The sequence below is a fragment of the Streptomyces sp. NPDC025806 genome (assembly GCF_055558275.1).
This window is the reverse complement of the sequence record NZ_JBVHMU010000025.1, coordinates 23412-46417: the sequence shown is the minus strand read 5'-3', so window position 1 is coordinate 46417 and position 23006 is coordinate 23412. Positions and strand designations below refer to the sequence as shown.

Genomic DNA, 23006 nt, shown 5'->3' with positions numbered 1-23006 from the left:
GAGAAGCGTCGATGATCCCCTTGTCCTTCGCGCAGCGACGGATGTGGTTCCTCCACCGACTGGAAGGCCCGTCCGCGACCTACAACATCCCGCTCGTTCTCCGCCTGGAGGGGGAGCTGGACACGGCGGCGCTGGCCGTCGCCGTGACGGACGTCGTCACCCGGCACGAGAGCCTGCGCACGCTGGTCGGCGAGAGCGAGGACGGCACTCCGGAGCAGCGGGTCCTGCCCGCGCACGAGGCCGCCCTCCGGCTCGAGACGGTCGACGTGGCCGCCGACGCGCTGGAGGCCGCGCTGCGCGAGGCCGCCTGCAGGGGCTTCGACCTGGACACGGAACTCCCGTTCCGCGCGACCGTGTTCCGTCTCGCGCCGCAGGAACACGTGCTCCTGTTCGTGTTCCACCACATCGCCGCCGACGGCGCCTCGATGGCACCGTTCATGCGGGACCTGCTCTCGGCGTACGCGGCGCGCGGACAGGGCCGTGCCCCGGAGTGGGCGCCGCTGCCGGTGCAGTACAAGGACTACACCCTGTGGCAGCGCCAGCTGCTGGGCGACGAGGACGACCCGCAGAGCGTCGCCGCCGAACAGCTCGCCTACTGGCGCCGGGAGCTGGACGGTTCCCCGCAGCCGGTGCAGCTGCCCCTCGACCGCTCGCGCCCGACGGTGGCGGGCCACCAGGGCGGCCACGTCGACTTCGAGATGGACGCGGACCTGCTCGCCGGGGTGGCGAAGCTGGCCGCCGAGCACGGTGCCACGGCGCCGATGCTCGCCCAGGCCGTGCTCGCGGTCCTCCTGCACCACCTCGGCGCCGGCAACGACCTGACCATCGGCAGCCCGATCGAGGGCCGCGCCGACGAGCAGCTCGACGACCTGATCGGGTTCTTCGCCAACACCTGGGTGCTCCGCGTCGACCTGGCGGGGAACCCGTCGTTCGGTGACCTGCTGGACCAGGTGCGCGACCGTGCCCTGGCCGCCTACGACCATCAGGACGTGCCGTTCGAGCGGCTGGTGGAGCTGCTGAGCCCGGAGCGCACGACCGCGTACCAGCCGCTGTTCCAGGTCATGCTCGCCTGGCAGTTCGAGTGGTCGCACATCGAGATACCGGGGCTGCGCGTCACACCGGTGCCGGCCGGTACCGGCACCGCGAAGTTCGACCTGTTCTTCAACATCGTCCCGGCACCGTCCGGGGGAGCGTACGGGCGGCTGGAATACGCCACGGAGCTGTTCGACCAGGGGACGGCCGAGAGCCTCGTCGACCGGTACGTGCGCGTCCTGCGTCAGGTGGTCGCCGATCCGGGCAAGCGCCTCGGCGCGGTGGACGTGCTCACCGGCACGGAGCGGGACCGCTTGACGCAGCTGAGCGGACAGACCGCGCCGGTGCCCGCCTCGACGGTGCCGGAGCTCGTCGCCGCGCAGGCCGCGCGCACACCGGACGCGACCGCGGTGGTGTCCGGTGCGCTGTCGTGGACGTACGCCGAACTCGAGGCCCGCGCGACCCGCCTCGCCGCGCTGCTCAGGAGCCACGGCGTCGGCCCGGACGTCCCGGTCGCCGTGGCCCTGCCACGCTCCGCCGACCTCGTGACCGCGCTCCTCGCGGTCCTCAAGGCCGGCGGCGCCTACCTGCCGATCGACCCGAACTATCCGTCCGCCCGCGTCGACTTGCTGCTCGGCACGGCCGACCCGGTGCTGGTGCTGACCGACCGCGAGACCGCGCCGGCCGTCGCCGGAACCCGGCGGCCCGTGCTCCACCTGGAGGACCTCGACCTCGAAGGCCCCACGCCCGAGCCGCTGGACGTCCGCGCCACACCGGACGATCTCGCCTACGTGATGTTCACGTCCGGCTCGACCGGCACGCCCAAGGGCGTCGCCGTCTCCCACGCGAGCGTCGTCAACGGCGTACAGGAACTGCGCCGACGCACGGGCGTCGAGGCCGGCTCCCGCATGCTGGCCGCGACCTCGGTGAACTTCGACGTCTCCGTGTTCGAGATCTTCACCGCGCTCACCAGCGGTGCGAGCGTGGAGATCGTCCGCGACGTGCTCGAAGTCGCCGAACGCGGCGGGTGGTCGGGCACCACCGTCAGCGCCGTGCCCACCGTCTTCTCCGCGCTGCTCGACCAGCTCGGCACCGGTGCCGCGGGCGGCCCGCGACTCGACGTGGAGACCGTCGTCTTCGCCGGCGAGGCGCTCTCGGCCGACCTGGTGCACCGCGTGCACGCCGCACTGCCCGGGGTCCGGGTCGTCAACGCCTACGGACAGACCGAGAGCTTCTACGCCACCACGTACACCGTGCCGCGACCCTGGACCGGCACCGGCGCGATCCCCGTCGGACAGCCGCTGGCCAACATGCGCGCCTACGTCCTGGGCCCCGAGCTGACCCCGGTCCCCCAGGGCGTGATCGGCGAACTGTACGTCGGCGGCCCGGTCGCCCGCGGATATCACCGCAACGGCCCGGCGACCGCGGAACGCTTCGTCGCCTGCCCCTTCGGCCCCGCCGGCGCGCGCATGTACCGCACCGGCGACCTCGCCCGGTGGGACGCGGACGGCAACCTCAGGTACGCCGGCCGGGCCGACACCCAGGTCAAGGTGAACGGCATCCGCGTCGAGCCCACCGAGGTCGAGACGGTCCTCGCCCAGCACCCCGCCGTCGCCCAGGCCGCGGTGACCGTGTGCGAGGACCCCGGCGGCAAGCCGAGGCTCGTCGGCCACGTGGCCACGGCGGGCGCGGTCTCGGTGGCCGACCTGCGACGGTTCGTCGCCGACCGGCTGCCCGACTACATGGTGCCCTCCCAGCTGATGGTGCTCGACCGGCTGCCGCTGACCGCCAGCGGGAAACTGGACCGGGCCGCACTGCCCGAACCGGAGTTCGCCGGCGCCGAGTACCGCGCCCCGCGCGACGAGACCGAGCGCGTGCTCTGCGAGGTGTACGCGGACGTGCTCGACGCCGAACAGGTGGGCGTCGACGACGACTTCTTCACCAGCGGCGGCGACAGCATCCGCTCCATCCAGGTCGTGGCCCGCGCCAAGGCGCGCGGCGTGCTGGTCAGCACCCGGGAGATCTTCGAGCACCGGACGGTCGCCCGGCTCGCCGAACTCGTCGGGGGCCGCGAGGAGGAGGAACGCGTCGTCCTCGCCGAGCTTCCCGGCGGCGGCGTGGGCTCCGCCCCGCTGACACCGACCGCCGCGCACGTGCTGGCGCTCGGCGGCGGCATCGGCCGGTTCTGCATGTCGGCGCTGCTGACCCTGCCCGAGGGCATCGACCGCGCGGGCCTCGTCACGACCCTCCAGGCGGTCCTGGACCGGCACGACGCCCTGCGCTCCCGGCTCGACCGCGAGCAGCGGGGCCTGGTGACGCGCCCGGCGGGCAGCGTGGACGCCGGGACGCTCCTGCGCGAAGTGCCGTACACCGAGGGCGAGGTACAGGCCGAGCTGGACGCGGCCGCCGACCGCCTCGACCCGGACGCGGGCGTCATGGCGCAGTTCGTCCGGCTCACCTCCGGCACGGAGCCGGACCGCCTGCTGGTCGTGCTGCACCACCTGGTCGTCGACGGCGTGTCGTGGCGCATCTTGGTCCCCGACCTGGCCGCCGCCTGGCAGCGGGTCCGCGACGGACTCGCCCCGCAGGCCGCGCCGCAGAGCACCACGCTGCGCCGCTGGGCGCACGCGCTGGCCGACGAGGCGGCCGCCCCGCACCGGACGGCCGAACTCCCCTTCTGGCAGGAGATCCTGAGCACCGACGAGCCGGTGCTCGGCGCCCGCGAACTGGACCCCGCGCGCGACGTGACCGCCACCGTGGACACCGTCCGCGTCCAGGTCCCGGCGGACGTCACCCGGACCCTGCTGGACACGCTGCCCGCGGTCTACCGCGGCGGCGCCGACGACGGACTGCTCGCCGGACTCGCACTGGCGCTGGACCGCTGGCGCGGTGCCCGCGGCATCGCGTCCTGCCCGACCCTGGTCCGCCGCGAGGGACACGGCCGCGAGGACCACCTGATCCCCGGCGCCGACCTGTCGGACACCATCGGCTGGTTCACCGCCATGTACCCCGTCCGCCTGGACCTGGCGGGCATCGACGCCGCGGACGCGTTCGGCGGCGGCATCGCTGCGGGGCGCGCGGTCAAGGCCGTCAAGGAACAGCTGCGCGCGGTGCCGGACAACGGCCTCGGCTACGGGCTGCTGCGGCACCTCAACCAGGAGACCGCCGGTGAGCTGGCCGGCCCGCGCGGACCGCAGATCGGGTTCAACTACCTGGGTCGCGCCTCCGGCGCCGACATCCCCGAGGAACTGCGCGGACTCGGCTGGACGCCGGACACCACGCACCAGGACCTGATCGCCGCGCCGGACGCGGACATGCCCGCGCTGTCGGCGCTGGAGATCAACGCGGTGGCGACCACCACGGCCGACGGCGAGGAGCGGCTGACCGCGTACTTCGGCTTCCCCGGCGGCCTGCTCTCCCACGACGACGTGAGCGAACTGGCCGCACTGTGGGTCGAGGCGCTGACCGCGCTGGCCCGTCACGCCGCCTCCCCGGACGCCGGCGGGCTGACGCCGGCCGACGCGCCGCTGGTCGACGTGGCGCAGGACGACATCGACACCTGGGAGACCCGCTTCGGCCGGCTCGCCGAGGTGTGGCCCGTCACCCCGGTCCAGTCCGGGCTGCTCTTCCACTCGATGCTCACCGCCGACGAGACCTTCGACGTCTACCACATGCAGCTGGTGTTCCATCTGTCCGGCGACGTCGACCCGGAGCGGATGCGGCGCGCCGGACAGGCCCTCCTGGAGCGCTACGCCAACCTGCGCGCGGCATTCGTCGACCGCGAGGACGGCGAAGTCGTCCAGGTGATCCCGGAGGCGGTCACCCTGCCCTGGCAGCACCTGGACCTCAGCGCGACCGACCCGTCCGCACGCGACGAGCGGCTCGACGCGTTCCTCGTGGGGGACCGGGCGGCACACTTCGACCTGGACACCCCGCCCCTGATCCGTCTCGCCCTCGTCACGCTCGAACCCGGCCGCTCCGAACTGGTCCTGACCGCCCACCACGTCCTGTACGACGGCTGGTCCACGCCCCTGCTGATGCGGGACCTGATGCTGCTCTACGCCTCGGACGGCGACCCGGCCGGACTGCCGGGCATCCGCAGCTTCGGCGAGTTCCTAGCCTGGCTGGTGCGGCAGGACGCCGACGAGTCCGCCCGGGTGTGGGCCGCCGAGCTCGACGGCATGGACGAACCCACCCTGCTGGTGCCGCGTGCCACCGCGGACCACGACGCCGCCGGTGGCGTCGGCGACATCCCGGTCGACTTCGAGGACATGGCCGGGGTGGCGCGCCGCGCCGCGCAGCTCGGCGTCACGGTCAACACCCTCGTGCAGGGCGCGTGGGCCGTGCTCCTGGCCCACCTCACCGGCCGCTCCGACATCGTCTTCGGCGCCACCGTGGCCGGCCGCCCGGCGGCCTTCCTGGACGCGGACGACATGGTCGGGATGTTCATCAACACCATTCCCGTACGGGTGCGGTGCGAGCAGCAGGACACCTTCGCCTCACTGCTCACCGGACTGCAGAACCGGCAGGGCGCCCTGCTCGACCACCACCACCACAGCCTGGCGGAGATCCAGCACGCCACCGGACTGAGCACGCTCTTCGACACCCTGGTGCTGTTCGAGTCCTTCCCCGTCGACCGCGACGCCATCGACGAGGCCAACACCTCGGCCGGGGTCGCCATCACCGGGCTGCAGCCCTTCGCGGGATCGCACTACCCGATCACCCTGGCCGCCGCGTCCGAGCCGGAACTGCAGATGGCCCTGCAGTACCAGCGCGACCAGCTGGGCGAGCCGACGGCCCGGAACCTCGTCGACCGGTTCGTCCGCGTCCTGCGCCAGGTCGTCGCCGACCCGGAGGTACGCGTCGCCGACCTCGACGTGCTCGGCGAGGACGAACGCCACTGGCTGCTGCGCACGGCGAACGACACCGCCGAACCGACCCTGGAACAGGGTCTGGTGGAGACCTTCGAGCGGCAGACCCGCGCGACGCCGGACGCCCTCGCCGTCATCGGCGAGGAGCAGTCGCTCAGCTACCGGGAACTGGACGCGCGGGCCAACCGGCTGGCGCACTGGCTGACCGGCCGCGGCGTGGGACCGGAGTCCCTGGTCGCCGTGTCGCTGCCCCGCTCGCCCGAGCTCGTGGTGGCGCTGCTCGCGGTCCTCAAGGCCGGAGCCGCGTACATCCCGATCGACCCGGACCACCCGCGTTCGCGGATCGACCACATCCTCGCGGAATCGCGGCCGGCCCTGGTGCTCGACGCCGACGCCCTGGCCGAGGACCGCTCCACGCTCCCGGACACCCCGCCCCAGGTGAGCGTCTCCGCGGAGAACACCGCTTACGTGATCTACACGTCGGGGTCGACGGGCGCGCCCAAGGGCGTCGCGATCCCGCGCGGCGCTCTGGCCAACTTCCTGGCCACCATGGCACGGCGGTTCCCGCTGGCGCCCACCGACCGGCTGTTCGCCGTGACCACGGTGGCGTTCGACATCGCCGGACTCGAGCTCTACCTCCCGCTGATCTCCGGCGCGGCGGTGGTGCTCGCGGGCAAGGAGACCATCTCCCAGCCGTCGGCCGCGATCGCGTCGATGCGCCGCCACGGGGTCGGCATCGCCCAGGCCACGCCCGCGTTCTGGCAGATGCTCCTCACGGACGACCCGGACGGCGCACGCGACCTGCGGGTCCTGGTCGGCGGCGAGGCGCTGCCCGCGCCGCTGGCCGCCGCGCTGGCCGGTCAGGCCGCCGAGGTGACCAACCTGTACGGGCCGACCGAGACGACGATCTGGTCGACCGCGGCCCCCGTCGGCCGGGGCGAGGAGATGCCGGCGATCGGCGCGCCGATCGGCAACACCCAGGTCTACGTCCTGGACGCGCGGCTGCGCCCGGTCCCGCGCGGCGTGAGCGGTGAGCTGTACATCGCCGGTGACGGCCTGGCCCGCGGCTACCAGGGCCGCCCCGACCTGACCGCCGTACGGTTCGTCGCCTGCCCGTTCGGTCCGGACGGCGCCCGCATGTACCGCACCGGAGACCTGGTGCGGTGGGGCGCGGACGGACGGCTCGAGTACATCGGGCGTACGGACTTCCAGGTCAAGATCCGCGGCTACCGCATCGAACTCGGCGAGGTCGAGCACGTACTCGCCTCGCACACGGGCGTGGCCCAGGCCGCCGTGGTGGTGCGTGAGGACCAGAAGGACGACAAGCGCCTCGTCGCCTATGTCGTGCCGGAACCGGCGGCCGCGGCCGCCGACGCGGACGCCCAGGTCGACGAGTGGCGCGAGGTCTACGACGACAGCTACGCGGCCTCCGAGGACGAAGCCCTGGGCGAGGACTTCGAGCTGTGGAAGTCCACCTACGACGGCGAGCCGATCCCGCGCGAGCAGATGCTGGAGTGGCGGGACACCGCCGTGGCCCAGGTCCTGGCGCACGGACCCCGGCGCGTCCTCGAAATAGGTGTGGGTTCGGGCCTGCTCCTCGCGAAGATCGTCGACGAGGTCGAGGAGTACTGGGGCACCGACATCTCCGCCAAGGTCGTGGACCGCGTCCGCGCCCAGGCCGAGAAGGACGGCCACGGCGACCGGATCCGGCTCGGCGCCCAGCCGGCCGACGACATCACCGGGCTGCCCCTGGGCGGCTTCGACACCGTCGTGCTCAACTCGGTCGCGCAGTACTTCCCGGACGTCGCGTACCTGGACCGCGTGCTGCGCCAGGGGATGGACCTCCTCGCCCCCGGCGGCCGGCTGATCGTCGGCGACGTCCGCAACGCCACCACGCTGCGCGCCCTGCTCACCGCGGTGCAGCGCACGGCGCATCCGCAGGCCTCGCCCGACGAGCTGCGCACCCTCGTGGAGAAGGCGCTGCTCGCCGAGCGGGAACTGGTCGTCGCCCCCGAATGGTTCACCGCCTGGGCACAGGAGCACGCCGACGGCGTGGACATCAGGGTGAAGCCGGGCACGGCGCACAACGAGCTGACCCGGCACCGCTACGAGGTCGTCCTGCACAAGCAGCCGACCGATGTCCTCGACCTGGCCACGGTGCCCGCCACGGCGTGGGGTGCGGACGTCTCCGGGCTCGCCGGGGTGCGCCGCCTCGCCGAGCGGGCGGGCGACCGCGCGCTGAGGATCAGCGGCATCCCCGACGCGCGGCTGGCTGGCGAGTTCGCCTCGGCGGCCGCGGCCGGAGTGATCGCCGCGACCGCCCACGTCGGCCGGCCGGTCGATCCGCAGGAGTTCGCCACATGGGCACGGCAGCAGGGCCGGTACGCGGTCCTCACCCCCTCCGGGGCCGACGCGAGCTGCTTCGACGCGGTGCTGCTGCCCGAGGAACGCCGCACGGTCCGCGGGGCGTTCGTGCCCAGCGGCGCGGCCGGACGGACCCGGGCCAACCACCCCGGGCTCGCCCGCGCCGTCGGCCCGCTGCTCACCGACCTGCCGCAGCACCTGCGCGGGCGCCTGCCCGAGTACATGGTCCCGGCCACCGTGGTGCCCCTGTCGGAGATCCCGCTCACCCCGAACGGGAAGCTCAACCGGCGGGCGCTGCCGGCGCCGGACTACGCGCAGGTGTCCACCGGCCGGGCACCGCGCAACCCGAGGGAGGAGACCCTCTGCGCGCTGTTCGCGGAGGTCCTGGGCCTGGGGAAGATCGGCATCGACGACGACTTCTTCGCCTTCGGCGGGCACTCCCTGCTGGCCACCCGCCTGATCAGCCGGGCCCGCGCCGAACTGGGCATCGAGATTCCCATCCGCAAGATCTTCGACCTGCCGACCGTGTCCGCTCTCGCCGCGTGGTCGGAGGAATCGGCCGCTCCCCGTCGCCCCAGCCTGCGCCAGATGTTCGTGAAGGAGTGAAGCAATGATTCCGCTGTCATTCGCCCAACGCCGTATGTGGCTGCTGCACCAACTGGAGCAGGGGGCGGAGACCTACAACATATCGGCGGCGTTCCGGCTGACCGGGCCTTTGGACCAGGCTGTCCTCGCCGCGGCGATGCACGACGTGCTCGGCCGGCACGAGATCTTGCGCACCATGTACGCGACGGACGAGGACGGGGAGCCGGTCTCGCGGATCCTGCCGCCGGAGCAGGCGAGGCCGGAGCTCCCGGTCGTCGAGGTGGCGCCCGGGGCCCTCCCCGCGGCGATCGACGCGGCGGTCTCGCACCGCTTCGACCTGACGGGCGAACTCCCGTTCCGTGCCAGCCTGTTGCGGTGCGCGCCCGAGGAGCATGTGCTCGTCCTGGTCATCCACCACATCGCCTCCGACGGCAGCTCGGGCGCGCCGCTGGCCCGCGACCTGGCCGAGGCGTACACCGCGCGCCTGGAGGGCCGCGCGCCGGCCTGGGAGCCGCTGCCCGTCCAGTACAAGGAGTACGCGCTGTGGCAGCGTGAGGTGCTCGGCGACGTGACGGACCCGGGCAGTCTCGCGGCGGCCCAGGTCGACTACTGGCGCACCGAACTCGCGGGCGTGCCGCAACCGCTGAACCTGCCGCTGGACCGCCCCCGGACCGCGGAGGGCGGCTCCCGCGGCGACACGGTCCCCCTCGTCGTGCGGCCCGAGGTGGGCGCCGGCCTGCAGAAGCTGGCGCAGGAGCGCGGGACGACCATGTCGATGCTCCTGCAGGCGGCGCTCGGCGTGCTGCTGCAGAAGCTCGGCGGCGGAGACGACGTGACGATCGGCTCGCCGATCGCCGGGCGGACCGACGAGGCGCTGGCCGACCTGGTCGGCTGCTTCGTCAACACCCAGGTGCTGCGCGTGGACCTCTCCGGCACCCCGTCGTTCACCGACCTGCTCGCGCAGGTGCGCAACAAGGCACTGACCGCGTACGAGCACCAGGACGTGCCGTTCGACGTGGTCGTCGAGGCGATCAACCCCGACCGCTCGGCCGCGTACCAGCCCCTGTTCCAGGTGATGTTCGCCTGGCAGAACTTCGCGAAGCGGGACTTCGAGCTTCCCGGCGTCAAGGTCGAGTTCGAGCAGGCGATCACCTCGACCGCCATGTCCGACCTGTTCTTCTTCCTGACCGAGGACGACGCGGGAGCGCTCCGCGGCGACCTCCAGTACGCCACGCACCTCTTCGACCGGGGGTCGGCCGAGGCCATCGCCGACCGCTTCGTCCGCGTCCTGGAGCAACTGATCGCCGCACCGGCCGCCCCGGTCGGCACGATCGACGTGCTCGGTGAGGAGGAGCGGGACTGGTTGGTGCGGCGCGTCAACGACACGGCGCACGATGTCGTGGCGGGGACGTTGCCGGGTGCTTTTGAGGCGCAGGTGGAGCGGACTCCGGAGCGGGTGGCTCTGGTGGGTGAGTCGGAGTCGCTGACCTATGGGGAGTTCAATCGGCGTGCGAATCGGTTGGCGCACTGGTTGGTGGAGCAGGGGGCGGGTCCGGAGGATCTGGTCGCGGTGAAGATTCCGCGGTCGGTGGATCTGCTGGTGGCGATCTATGCGGTGGTGAAGTCGGGTGCCGCGTATGTGCCGGTGGATCCGGAGTTGCCGGAGGACCGGGTGCGGCATGTGCTGGACAGTGCGCGGCCGTTGCTGGTGCTGGACGAGGAGTTGCCGGACGTGTCCGGGTATCCGGAGTCGAATCCGGAGCGGTCGTTGTCGCCGGATCATGCGGCGTATGTGATCTTCACGTCGGGTTCGACGGGTGGTCCGAAGGGTGTGCAGGTGGCGCACCGGTCGATCATGAACCGGTTGGCGTGGGGTCTGTCGCACTTCGATGTGACGGCGGATGACCGGGTGCTGTTGAGCACGACGGCGAGTTTCGATGTGTCGGTGCCGGAGTTGTTCGCGCCGTTGCAGGTGGGTGCGTCGATCGTGATCGCGCGTCCCGACGGCCGCCGCGACCCGGCGTATCTCGCGGACCTGATCCGCCGTGAGGGCGTCACCGGCGCCGACTTCGTCCCCTCCCTCCTCGAAGTGTTCGTGGCCGAGCCGGCGGCGAAGGAGTGCACGGACCTGCGCTGGATCGAGGTGGCGGGGGAGGCGTTCCCGCCGGAGCTCGCCCAGCGCGTGGCCGAGGTGCTGCCGGCGTGTGGCATCCACAATCTGTACGGGCCGACGGAGGCGTCGGTGGAGGTGACGGCGCACCAGTTCGTGCCGGGTGCGGACCGGGTGCCGATTGGTGCGCCGGTCTGGAACACGCAGGTGTACGTGCTGGATTCGGCCTTGCGCCCGGTCGCGCCGGGAGTCGCCGGCGAGCTGTATCTGGCGGGCGCGGGTCTGGCTCGCGGATATCTGGGTCAGACGGGTCTGACGGCGGGCCGGTTCGTGGCGTGCCCGTTCGGTGAACCCGGCGGTCGCATGTACCGGACCGGTGACCTGGTGCGGTGGAACGCGGACGGTGAGGTGGAGTACCTCGGCCGGACCGACTTCCAGGTCAAGATCCGCGGCTACCGCATCGAGCTCGGCGAGATCGAGCAAGCACTCACCGCCCACCCGGCCGTGGCACAGGCCGCCGTCGTGGTGCGCGAGAGCCAGGAGGGCGACAAGCGCCTCGTCGGCTACCTCGTGCCCACCCCGGACGCCGTCACGGGCGACGCCCCGGCCGGCGAGGGATGCCGGGTGTACGGTCCCGAGGCGGTCGGCACGCTGCTCGCCGACCTGTCCGAGCACCTGCGCGGCAGGCTCCCCGAGTACATGGTGCCGCCCACCCTGATCCCGCTCACGGTGATCCCGCTGAACCCGAGCGGCAAGCTCGACCGGCGCGCGCTGCCGTCGGAGCACGCGAACACCGAGTCGGTCCGGGAGCCGCGCAACCCCCATGAAGAGAAGCTGTGCGCCCTCTTCGGCGAGCTGCTCGGCGTCGAGAAGATCGGCATCGACGACGACTTCTTCGCACTCGGCGGACACTCGCTCATGGCCACCCGGCTCAGCGCGCGGATCCGCAAGCAGTTCGACGTCGCGCTCCCGCTGAGCACGATCATCAAGTACCCGACCGTGGCCGAACTGGCCGTGGTGCTGCTCACCGGCGGCGCCCACCAGGACCACAGCGACCCGTTCGCGGTGGTCATGTCGCTGAACAGCGAGCCGGACGCGAGCAAGGCGCCGGTGTGGTTCTTCCACGGCGGCGGCGGAGTGGGCTGGGGCTACTTCAGCTTCGTCCTGCACCTGCGGGACCGTCAGGCCTACGCCCTGCAGTCCCGCGGCTTCGACGGCACCGAGGTGCTGCCGGCCTCGGTGGAGGAGATGGTCGACGACTACCTCACCCAGATGTTCGCGGTGCAGCCGGAGGGGCCCTACTACCTGATCGGCTGGTCCTACGGCGGCACCGTCGCCCATGCGATCGCCGCCGAGCTGGAGCGGCGCGGGCACGAGGTCGCGTTCCTGGCCATCCTCGACTCCCTGCCGGCCCAGGAAGGCTTCGCGCAGCTGGCCGGTCGCGCCGTCGCGCAGTACCGGGAGGACCTCGAGGGGTACTTCGGCCAGTTCGTGAAGACCGACAACAAGGAACAGTTCCTGGACGCCATGGCGAAGGTCCTCGCCAACAACCAGCAGGTCATGGCCAAGTACCACCAGCCGGTCTACAGCGGCGACGTGCTGTTCTTCAACGCGGCGCTCAAGGAGGAGGGCTCCTGGGCGCCCCTGTGGCGGCCTTACGTACGCGGGTCCATCGAGGAGCACGATGTGCAGGCCACGCACGGCGACCTGCACATGCCCGCCCCCGTGGCGGAGATCTTCGAGGTGATCAACCGGAAACTGGCGGACTGACGTGACATCGGAACACCGTACGGATGATGGGGGTTGGTGGTAGTGACAGAGCACGTCAGGTCCACGGGGCACGAGGGCCCGGCCGCACTGCTGTGTGTGCCGTTCGCGGGCGCGGGGCCCTCGTTCTTCCACCCGTGGCAGAAGCTGGCCGGCGACCGGTGGCGCGTCACTTCGGTCGAGCTGCCCGGCCGGGAGCGGCGGATCATGGAGGAGCCCTTCCGCAATGTCTTCGAGGCGGCCAAGGCCTCGGTCGACTCCATCGTCGAGGACCTCGGCGCGGGCACCCGGGTGGTGCTGTTCGGCCACAGCCTGGGCGCGGTCCTCGCCTACGAACTGGTGCATCTGCTCGGCGCGCGCGGGGTGGAGGTCGAGCGGCTGGTCGTCAGCGGCTCGCCGGGCCCCTGGACCCAGCGCGAGCGCCGGGCGGCCGGCCTGCCGGACGACGAGTTCCTCGCCAGGGTCGAGGAGTTCGCGGGCTTCCGGCACGAGGCGCTCGACCACCCGGAGATGCGTGAACTGATCCTGCCCGTGCTGCAGGCCGACTGCGAGATGCACGAGAGCTATGTGCCGAGCACGGACGTGCCGGTCTCGGTGCCGATCTGCTCGCTGCGGGGTGACTCCGACGGTCTGGTCACGGCGGAGGAGGCCCGGCAGTGGCAGGACGCCACGACGGCGGAGTTCAGCTACGTCGAGTTCCCCGGGGACCACATGTATCTGGTCGATCTGGGCCGTGAGGTGCTGGACGTGATCGAGGCGGAGTCCGACCGACCGGTACGTATCGGCTGAGCACCAGGGCTTCTTGTCGGCGCCGCTCCGGTGACCTCGGGTCCCGGGGCGGCGCCGTGCTGTGCCGTACTTCTGACGTGGCCTCACTTTGGCGCATCCTTGATGCCAGGACGAGCCACCTGCCGGAGTCGGCATCACGGCACGACAGATGGGGTCAGGGGGTGTAAAAGGCGCTGTCGGCGGTCATCTTTCCGGTGGATCAAGAAGTGATCCCCCGCCATGAGCCGTACCAGGGTGCCACTTTGGCTCATTACGGTGCCATCGTGTGGCGCCATGGGGGCGTCATGGAGAGAGTGTGGATCAAGGGCACCGACCATGCCCGCCGCCTTCACCGACGAGGAAGTTGAACCCCCCATGAGCCGACTGCCTTCCGTCCCCCAGGGCCTTCCCATGGACCGCGACGCGGGACCGTTCGATCCGCCGCGGGAGATCACCCGGCTGCGCGAGCAGCGCCCCGTCTCCCCGATGGTCTTCCCCGACGGCCACGAGGGCTGGCTCGTCACCGGGTACAGCGCCGCCCGGCAGCTGCTGGCCGACACGCGGTTCAGCTCCCGCGAGGACCTCGGCGTCCTCCACATCCCCTACGAGACGCCCGGCATGCCCACGCCCACCGAGCCGTCCCCCCAGGTGCCGGGCCTGTTCATCAGCATGGACCCGCCGGACCACAGCCGGCTGCGGCGCATGCTGACCGGCGCCTTCACCGTCAAACGGATGAAGCAGCTCGAGGAGCACATCACCGGCATCGTCGAACGGCAGCTGGACCAGATGGCGGGCATGACGCCCCCGGTCGACCTGGTCAAGCACTTCGCACTCCCGGTGCCCACCCTGGTGATCTGCGAACTGCTCGGCGTCCCCTACGAGGACCGCGACAACTTCCAGGCGGACTCGGCCACGTTCATGGAGAAGGACGTTTCGCTAGAGGACAAGATCGCGGCATACACCGCCCTGACGACGTACCTCGGTGAACTGGTCACCCGCAAGCGCGAGATCCCCGGCGAGGACATCCTGTCCGACCTGGCCCGCCGCGAGGAGCTGACCGTCGAGGAACTGACGGGCATCGCCTTTCTGCTGCTGATCGCGGGCCACGAGACCACCGCCAACATGCTCGGCCTCGGCACCTTCGCGCTCCTGGAGCACCCCGAGCAGGCGGCGGCGCTGCGCCTCGACCCCGACCTCATGCCCGACGCGGTCGAGGAACTCCTGCGCTACCTGTCCGTCGCCGACATCTTCTTCCGCTACGCCACGGAGGACATCGAGCTCGGCGGCGAGACCATCGGCCAGGGCTCGACCGTCGTGGTCTCCCTGCTCGCGGCCAACCGGGACCCCGAGCGCTTCGAGGACCCGGACACCCTGGACATCCGGCGCTCGGCCCGCGGCCAGCTCGCCTTCGGGCACGGCGTGCACCAGTGTCTCGGTGCCCAACTGGCCCGGCTGGAGATGCGCGCGGGTTTCGACGCCCTGCTCCGCCGCTTCCCGAGCCTCCAGCTGGCCGTCCCCACGGACGAGGTGCGGCTGCGGACCAACATGAACATCTACGGAGTGCACGAACTCCCGGTCACCTGGACGGAGCCGGCCCGCTGACGTCCGGGCCCACGGCCACCGCCGCCGCGTAGCCCCCGGGCACCGGGACGTCCGCGACCGCCCAGCCGTCGGGGGAGTCCGGAACGGGGCCGGTGCCCACGTAGTCCCGGTCGGCGCCGCGCGCCAGGCCCGAGCCCAGCCCCTTGAGGAACGCCTCCTTGCGGGCCCAGGCGCGGGCCACGGCGCGGCGCCGGCCCGCGGCGCCCCCGGCGGCGGCGATCTCCTCGCGCTCCCGGGGGTGCAGCATCGCGGTGAGGTCCTCGGTCGCCTCCGCGCCGGGCAGCCGCTCGATGTCGGCGCCCACCGGCGCGGGGGCCACCGCCACCAGGGCCAGGCCGCCGCTGTACGACAGGGAGAAGTGGGTGTCCGGCGCGTCGCGGAGCGCCGGGCGGCCGTGCGGACCGCCGCACTCCGGGCAGGTCTGCCGCAGGAACCGCAGCTCGCCCGGGTGCCCGCCCAGCGCCGCGGCGAGGACACGGCGCAGCGCGACGTGCGTGGCGACATAACGCGCCCGGTCCCGCTCGAAGCGGAACGCCTCGGCCCGTCTCTGCTCCTCCGCGTCGAGGATCCCGCCCGCGTTCACGCTCCCGGCATCGGTGCGCGCCAGCCACAGACGCACCTCGCCCGAGCCGACGCCGACGCTCTCCAACTCGCTGATGTGCTGCATGAGTTCACCCGACCCGGGCACTGCGCGGGCCTCCGCTCACCCTTGGGCGGCGGGGCCGAACCAGGTGGTCAGCGCGGTGCGGAGCTCCGCGAGGTCCGGTGTCTCGTCCTCGTCGGCGGCCCACGCGACATGGCCGTCGGGGCGCACGAGGACCGCGGCGGGAGCGGGGATGTCGCCGATCGCCGGGACCGGCCAGTACTCCTCCTCGCCGCGCGCCTCGACCACGTCGACGCGGTCGGCCCACCCGCGCGCCGCCGCCGCGATCGCGGGGCTGCCCTGAAGGTCGAGCAGGACAGGACGCCCCGCGTGCAGCAGCTCGTACACGCTGACGGCGCCGTCGGGAGTCTTGAGGTCGGCGTCGGGCACCCGCAGGCCCGCCAGCACATGGTCGCCCCCGACCGGGTACCGGAGGTCGAGCGCGGTCAGCATGTGGCGCAGGTGCCGGTTCACGTCGTCGAAGACCATGAGCGCGCCGAACACCTCGCGCAGCGCCTCCGTCTGCGCGCCGGGCCGGACCAGGGCCGACTGGGCCCGCGTGTTCTGCAGGACGCGCTCCCCGACGGGATGACGCTCGGCGTGGTAGCTGTCCAGGAGGCTCTCGGGGGCCCGCCCGCACACCACGGCGGCGAGCTTCCAGCCGAGGTTGACCGCGTCCTGCACGCCCATGTTCAGTCCCTGGCCGCCGGCCGGGAAGTGGATGTGCGCCGCGTCGCCGGCGAGCAGCACGCGCCCGTCGCGGTACCGGTCGGCCTGTCGCGCCGCGTCGTTGAACCGGGAGATCCAGCGCGGGTTGCGCATGCCGAAGTCCGTGCCGGCCAGCCGGGTCAGGCTCTCCCGCAGCTGCTCGAACGTCGGGGTCTCGTCGCGGTCCGGCACCCGGTCGTACTCGGACGCGATCACCCGGTACCAGCCCGGCTCGAAGGCGATCGCGGAGTAGTCGCCGCCCGCGCAGCGCCGCACCCACACGTAGTCCTCGGGGAGGTCCGGGAGTTCCACGTCGCCGATGAGCGCGGTCATGGTCGGCTCGGTGCCGGGGAAGCCGATGCCCGCCAGCTTGCGCACGGTGCTGCGGCCACCGTCGCACCCGACGAGATAGCGGGCGCGCAGCGTCGCCGGAGCCTCCCGCTCCGAGCGCACGTCGACGCTCACACCCGACGCGTCCTGGCGCACCCCGACGACCTCGCCGTCCCTGCGCACCCGCACGCCGAGCTCCTGAGCCCGCTCCTCCAGCAACTCCTCGATCACGGACTGCAGGATCATCAGCGGGTACGGGTGGCGCGACTCGGACTCGTCGAAGTCGAGGTAGAGGCCGGAGAAGTGGCCCACGGGCTGCAGTTCGCCGGCCGCGAGGAAGCGGTCGAGGATGCCGCGCTGGTCCAGCACCTCCAGCGTGCGGGAGTGGATCCCGCCGGCCCGTGACTCGCCCGAGCGCTGCGAGCGCTTCTCGACCACCATCACGTCGGCGCCCGCGAGGCGCAGCTCGCAGGCGAGCATCAGGCCGGTCGGCCCGGCGCCGGCGATCAGTACGTCCGCGTCCATGCCGGTGTGTCCCACGTCGTTACCCCTCAATCCACTGGGCCTTGGCACGACTGCTCCGTCCCGCCGGCGGGACAGTCCTGCGGGTCTTCCGGAGCGTCAGCATGAAGAGCCGCCGCCCCGCTTTCAAGGCAGTCGGACCCCGCGCGCGTGCCGTCACCGGCCCGGTGTGACCGGCCGCGCGTTCGCGTAACACTCCCCTCGGCCATCCAACGGATTTGTCTCGCCGGCGGGACAGCGCACAGGAAGGACGGGCCATGGATTCGTCGCCTCAGGTGATCCACCGGCACGGTGGGCAGGACGGGACCTCGGAGGGACACGGCACGCCGCTGACCCTGGGTCAGGAGATCGCCGAGCTGTGGAGCGAGCTGCTCGACGGCCGTGAGGTCGGGACGGACGACGACTTCTTCTCGCTCGGCGGCAACTCGCTGACCGGGATCAAGATCATCGAGCGGGTGGCGGAGACCTACGGTGTCCAGCTGTCCGTGCGCGACTTCTACCTGGCGCAGACCCCGGCCCGGGTGGCCGAGCTGATCGAGCAGGGGAGGGCGGCGGCGTGAGGCTCACGCCGGGGCCCGCACGCGACGTCGACCTCGACACCGTCGACCTGTTCGACCTGGACCTGTACGGCTCGGGCGATCCGCACCCGATCTGGGACGTGATGCGGGACAAGGCGCCCGTCCACCACCAGGTGCTGCCCGACGGGCGGGAGTTCTGGTCGGTGACCCGGCACGAGGACGTGTGCCGGGTCCTGGGAGACCACCGCGAGTTCACCTCCGAGCGCGGCACCGTCCCCACCCACCTCGGGACGGACGACGTCGCGGCGGGCGTGCTGATGACGTCCACCGACCCGCCGCGGCACACCGAGGTCCGCCGGCCGCTCGGCTCCAAGCTCACCGCCCGGGCCGTCAGGTCCTGGGAGGAATCGATCCGCGGCACGATCGTGCGCTTCCTGGAACCGGCGCTCGACGGCGAGCCCTTCGACCTGGCCGAGCGGGCGCTGCTGCTGCCGGCGATGGTCACGGGCCCGCTGCTCGGCCTCCCGGAGAAGGACTGGGAGGAACTGGTCCAGCTCACCGCGATGGTGACGGCGCCCTCGGACCCGCACTTCCAGCTCGGCAACGAGGCCGCGACCCTCGCCATCGCCCACCACGAACTCCTCACCTACGTCAAGGAGTGGGTCGGCGCCCGCCGCTCGTCGGGCGGCGAGGACGACAGCCTGCTGCACCACCTCATGAGCGTCCGCCCCGGCGGCGCACCGCTCTCCGACGAGGAGATCGCCCTCGACGGGTACAGCATCCTGCTCGGCGCCAACGTGACCACCCCGCACACCGTCTCGGGCACGGTGCAGGCGCTGATCGAGCGGCCCGAGCAGTTCGCGAAGGCCCAGGCCGATCCGACGCTGATCCCGAACCTCGTCGAGGAAGGGCTGCGCTGGACCTCGGCCGCGTGCAACTTCATGCGCTACGCCGTGGACGACGTGCAGGTCGCGGGGGAGACCATCCCCGCCCGGGGAGCCGTCGTCGCCTGGATCGGATCCGCCAACCGGGACGCGTCCCAGTTCCCCGATCCGCACACCTTCGACATCACCCGTGAAGGCGCCAAGCGGCACGTCGCGTTCGGCTTCGGTCCGCACTTCTGCATCGGTGCCCCGCTGGCCCGGATGACGCTGCGCATCTTCTTCGAGGAACTGCTCCAGCGCTTCGACTCCATCGACTTCGCGGGCGAGGCCGAGCACCTGCGCTCGTACTTCATCGCCGGGCTGACCCATCTCCCCGTCACCGCGCAGAAACGGCAGACGCCATGACCAGCGGCTCCACCACCGTCGCCTCGCCGTGGTTCGTGCGGCCGCCGTCCACGGACCACGCCGCCCGGCTCTTCTGCTTCCCCTTCGCCGGATCCGGGGCCTCCGCCTTCAGCGCCTGGCCGACCGCCGTCGACGGCGTCGAGATCTGCCCCGTGCAGTTCCCCGGCCGGGAGAACCGGCTCGGCCACCCGCACTACGGCACGTACGAGCAGCTGGCCGACGCGCTCGTCGAGCAGCTGACCCCGCTGCTCGACCGGCCGTTCGCCTTCTTCGCGCACTGCGCCGGGGCCATGCCCGCCTACGAGACGGTGCTCCGGCTCGCCGCGGCGGGACTGCCCGCGCCCGCGCGGCTGTTCGTCTCCGCGCAGCCCGCCCCGCACGACGCCGCGAGCGACCGGATGCTCGCCATGTCCGAGGACGAACTGGGCGCCGAGGTCGAGGCGTTCATCCGCAGCCGGGGCATCGAGCCGCGGCCGGACATGGTCGCCCTGGGACTCATGGTGCTGGTCCGCGACCACGCCGCCGCGCAGCAGTACCGGCGCACCGAGCCCGCGGCGCTGCCCTGCCCCGTCGACGTACTGCACTGGAGCGAGGACCGCGACGTCAGCCTCGAACAGCTCCAGGGCTGGCGGCGGTACGCGGACTCCGTGGAGTTCCGCGTCCTCGACGGCGGCCGCTACGACTTCATGGACGCGCCCGAGGAGCTGCGGCACCTGCTGACCGCCTGGCTCCCGGAGAACCGGAAGGGACACGTATGAGCGGGGCCGCCGGCGATGTCGCCGTGATCGGGATGTCGTGCCGATTCCCCGGGGTGCCCGACCTCGGCGCGTTCTGGAGCCTGCTGCGCGACGGGAAGTCGACCGTGGGCCGCTTCCCCGCGCACCGGGCGGCGGACGCCGACTCGGACTACCTCGCCCACCCCGACGCCGACACCCTGAGGTCGGGATCCTTCTTCGACGCCGTCGACGGATTCGACGCGGAGTTCTTCGGCACGGGCCCGGCCGAGGCCGCCGCCATGGACCCCGTCCAGCGGCTCGGTCTCGAACTCGCCTGGGAGGCCGTCGAGGACGCCGGCGTCCCCGCGTCCTCGCTCGCCGGCCGCGAGATCGACGTCGTGGTCGGTGCCGCGCCCTCCGGCTACGAGCAACTGCGCAAACGATCCGGCAGCGACCAGGACGACCACTACGCCGCCCTCGGATCGAGCGGCGCCCTGATCGCGAACCGGATCTCCGGCCTCTTCGACGTCCGCGGCATGAGCTTCTGCGCGGACTCCGGACAGGCCTCCTCCCTCGTGTCGCTGGCGCTGACCTGCGAGCGGATCCGCAGCGGCGCGGTCGATCTCGCCCTCGCCGGAGGCGTGCACCTGATCGTCGACCCCGAGCAGGGAGCCGGCCTGGCCAACCTCGGCGCCCTGTCGCCCGACGGCGTCTGCGCCACCTTCGACGCGCGCGCCAACGGCTTCGCCCGGGGCGAGGGCGGGGCGTTCGTCCTGCTCAAGCGGCTCGACCTCGCAGTCGCGGACGGCGACCACATCTACGCGGTGGTGCGCGGCTGGGGCGTCGGCAGCGGCGGCGCGTCCACCCGCATGCCCGACCCCAGCCCCGAGGCCCAGGCGGCGGCGGTGCGGTCCGCGCTCGCGAGCGCGGGCGCCTCGTTCGACGCCGTCGACTACGTCGAGGCCCACGGCACCGGCACCCGGCGCGGCGACCCGGCCGAACTGTCGGGCCTGCGCGAGGTGTTGCGCGGGAGCGGCCGGACCCGGCCCCTGATCGTCGGCTCGGCGAAGACGAACGTCGGACACCTGGAACCCGCCGCCGGGATGGTCGGCTTCGTCAAGACCGCGCTCTGCCTGGACCGCGCCCACCTGGTCCCGAGCCTCAACTTCCGCTCCCCGAACCCCGCCGTCACGGACTTCGCGCAGGACTTCGAGGTCCTGACCGACACCCGTCCCTGGCCGGCCGCCGCCGGACGGCGACGCCTGGCCGGAGTGTCCGCCTTCGGCATGGGCGGCACCAACGCGCACGTCCTGCTGGAGCAGGCCCCCGAGCACCAGGACCGGACCGACCGCGCCGACCGCACCGCCGCGCAGGAGGCTCCCGCGGGCGTCGTCCCGTGGGCGCTGTCGGCGCACTCGGAGCAGGCCCTGCGCGCACAGGCCGCCCGGCTCGCGCAGTTCGTCGCCCAGGACCCCGCGCTGTCGGTCGCCGACGTGGGGCACGCGCTCGTGGCGACCCGGTCGCAGCTCGCCCATCGGGCGGTCGTCCTCGCCGGCGACCGCGACGAGGCGCTCGCCGGACTCGCCGCGCTGGCGGACGGGACCGACGCGCCCACGGTGGTGCGCGGCGTGGCCACCGGCAGCGCCGCGGGCCCCGTCGTCTTCGTTTTCCCCGGCCAGGGCTCGCAGTGGCTCGGCATGGGCCGGGAGTTGTACGCCGGTTCGGCGGTCTTCGCGCGCTCGATCGACGCCTGCGCGCGGGCGCTGGAGCCGTGGGTCGACTGGTCCCTGGTCGACGTGGTGACCGGTAGCGAGTCGGCCGCCTCCCTCGACCGCGTGGACGTCGTCCAGCCCGCGCTGTTCGCGATGATGGTGTCCCTCGCCGAGGTCTGGCGGTCCCTCGGGATCGTCCCCGAAGCGGTCGTGGGCCACTCGCAGGGCGAGATCGCCGCCGCCTGCGTGGCCGGGGCGCTCTCCTTGGAGGACGCGGCCCGGATCATCGCCCGGCGCAGCCGGACGCTGAAGGAGCTGGCCCTGCCGGGCGGGATGTGCGCGGTCGGCGCGACGCCCGAGTGGGTGCGCGAGCGCCTCGAACGCTGGACGGGAAGGCTCTCCCTCGCCGTCGTCAACGGGCCCGCCTCGGTGGTGGTCTCCGGCGACGACGAGGCGCTCGACGCGTTCGCCGCGTCGGCGCAGGAGGACGGCGTACGGGTCCGGCGGGTCAGGGTCGACTACGCGTCGCACTCCCACCACGTCGAGCACATCCGGGAGGCGCTCCTGGAGGGGACCGACGGCGTCGAGCCGCGCGAGTCCGCCGTCACGTTCCATTCCACCGTCACCGGCGGCCCCCTCGACACCCGCGCGCTCGACAGCGCGTACTGGTACGACAACCTGCGCTCGATGGTCCGCTTCGGCGAGGTCGTCGACCACCTCATGCGCACGCGCGGCGGTGTCTTCGTCGAGGTCAGCCCGCACCCCGTGCTGGAGATGGCGATGGAGGAGGCCGCCGACGCGCTGGCCGACCCGCCCGTCGTGGTCAGCACCCTGCACAAGCGCGACGGCAGCCTCACCAAGATCCTCCGCTCCCTGTCCGGCCTCCACACGCGCGGCGGGCCGGTGAACTGGAACGCCGTGCTCCCCACCGAGGGGGCACGCAGGACCGGACTGCCGACGTACGCCTTCCAGCGGCAGCGGTACTGGCTGACGGCACCGGACGAGTCCACGACCGCGGACAGCGGCGGCGCCCCGGGCGCGGCAGCGGCCCCGGCCTCGGCGGCGGCGATGCTCGACCTCGTGTGCGCCGAGACGGCGGCCCTGCTCACCGGAGCCGACGCCCCGGCGACCGGCGGCGACCTCCTGGCCCGCGCCACGGAGACGTTCAAGGCCCTGGGCTTCGACTCCCCGATGGCCGTGGGCCTGCGCAACCGGCTCACCGCGGCCACCGGGGTGCGGCTCCCCGCGACCGTCGCGTTCACCTACCCCACGCCGAGGGCGCTCGCGGAGCACCTGTACTCCCTCCTCGAACCGGCTGCCGACGCGGCGCCCGTCCCGGTGCCGGCGTCTGCCGCTCCGGCGGCTCCGGACGCGCCGGACGACAGCGATGACGATCTCTACGCACTGATCGACCGCGGATACGTGTAGCACCGCCTGCGCCGCACCTGTTCGCCCAACAACCGATGAGG

General features: G+C 72.6%; 10 protein-coding genes. 8 read left to right on the top strand and 2 right to left on the bottom strand.

Annotated features, from left to right (window positions below; translation table 11 throughout):
• The first annotated feature begins 11 nt into the window (after positions 1-11).
• From ACZ4E1_RS36170 to ACZ4E1_RS36155, 4 genes are all read left to right on the top strand, one after another.
• Complete coding sequence (locus ACZ4E1_RS36170; protein ID WP_467547561.1) at positions 12-8873, top strand: amino acid adenylation domain-containing protein; 8862 nt, start codon at positions 12-14, stop codon at positions 8871-8873.
• A gap of 4 nt (positions 8874-8877) precedes the next feature.
• Positions 8878-12732: a non-ribosomal peptide synthetase gene (locus tag ACZ4E1_RS36165; protein WP_467547559.1), complete on the top strand. Its 3855-nt coding sequence runs from the start codon at positions 8878-8880 to the stop codon at positions 12730-12732.
• Between the two features lie 42 nt (positions 12733-12774).
• A complete protein-coding gene (locus tag ACZ4E1_RS36160) occupies positions 12775-13518 on the top strand; it encodes a thioesterase II family protein (protein ID WP_467547557.1) in 744 nt (247 codons plus the stop codon).
• A gap of 354 nt (positions 13519-13872) precedes the next feature.
• Positions 13873-15099 carry a cytochrome P450 gene (locus tag ACZ4E1_RS36155; protein ID WP_467547555.1) on the top strand — a complete coding sequence of 409 codons (1227 nt, stop codon included), beginning with the start codon at positions 13873-13875 and terminating at the stop codon, positions 15097-15099.
• Here ACZ4E1_RS36155 and ACZ4E1_RS36150 read toward each other — a convergent pair.
• Together ACZ4E1_RS36150 and ACZ4E1_RS36145 are read right to left on the bottom strand one after the other, a co-directional pair.
• Positions 15074-15766: a 4'-phosphopantetheinyl transferase family protein gene (locus ACZ4E1_RS36150; RefSeq protein WP_467547553.1), complete on the bottom strand. Its 693-nt coding sequence runs from the start codon at positions 15764-15766 to the stop codon at positions 15074-15076. The genes ACZ4E1_RS36155 and ACZ4E1_RS36150 overlap by 26 nt on opposite strands.
• Before the next feature lie 36 nt (positions 15767-15802).
• The gene (locus ACZ4E1_RS36145; RefSeq protein ID WP_467547611.1) at positions 15803-17305 is read right to left on the bottom strand and encodes an FAD-dependent monooxygenase; all 1503 of its coding nucleotides are present in this window, start codon (positions 17303-17305) and stop codon (positions 15803-15805) included.
• Positions 17306-17559: 254 nt separating this feature from the next.
• Between ACZ4E1_RS36145 and ACZ4E1_RS36140 the strand changes: the two genes are divergently transcribed.
• The 4 genes from ACZ4E1_RS36140 to ACZ4E1_RS36125 are packed head-to-tail and all read left to right on the top strand — an operon-like array spanning position 17560 to position 22965.
• Positions 17560-17862, top strand: a complete 303-nt coding sequence (locus ACZ4E1_RS36140; RefSeq protein ID WP_467547551.1) for a phosphopantetheine-binding protein — start codon at positions 17560-17562, stop codon at positions 17860-17862.
• Complete coding sequence (locus ACZ4E1_RS36135) at positions 17859-19109, top strand: cytochrome P450 (protein ID WP_467547549.1); 1251 nt, start codon at positions 17859-17861, stop codon at positions 19107-19109. The genes ACZ4E1_RS36140 and ACZ4E1_RS36135 overlap by 4 nt, the downstream gene beginning before the upstream one ends.
• Complete coding sequence (locus tag ACZ4E1_RS36130; protein WP_467547547.1) at positions 19106-19867, top strand: thioesterase II family protein; 762 nt, start codon at positions 19106-19108, stop codon at positions 19865-19867. The genes ACZ4E1_RS36135 and ACZ4E1_RS36130 overlap by 4 nt, the downstream gene beginning before the upstream one ends.
• On the top strand, positions 19864-22965 hold the full coding sequence (locus tag ACZ4E1_RS36125; RefSeq protein ID WP_467547545.1) for a type I polyketide synthase: 3102 nt from the start codon (positions 19864-19866) through the stop codon (positions 22963-22965). Before ACZ4E1_RS36130 ends, ACZ4E1_RS36125 begins: the two co-directional genes overlap by 4 nt.
• Positions 22966-23006: the final 41 nt, after the last annotated feature.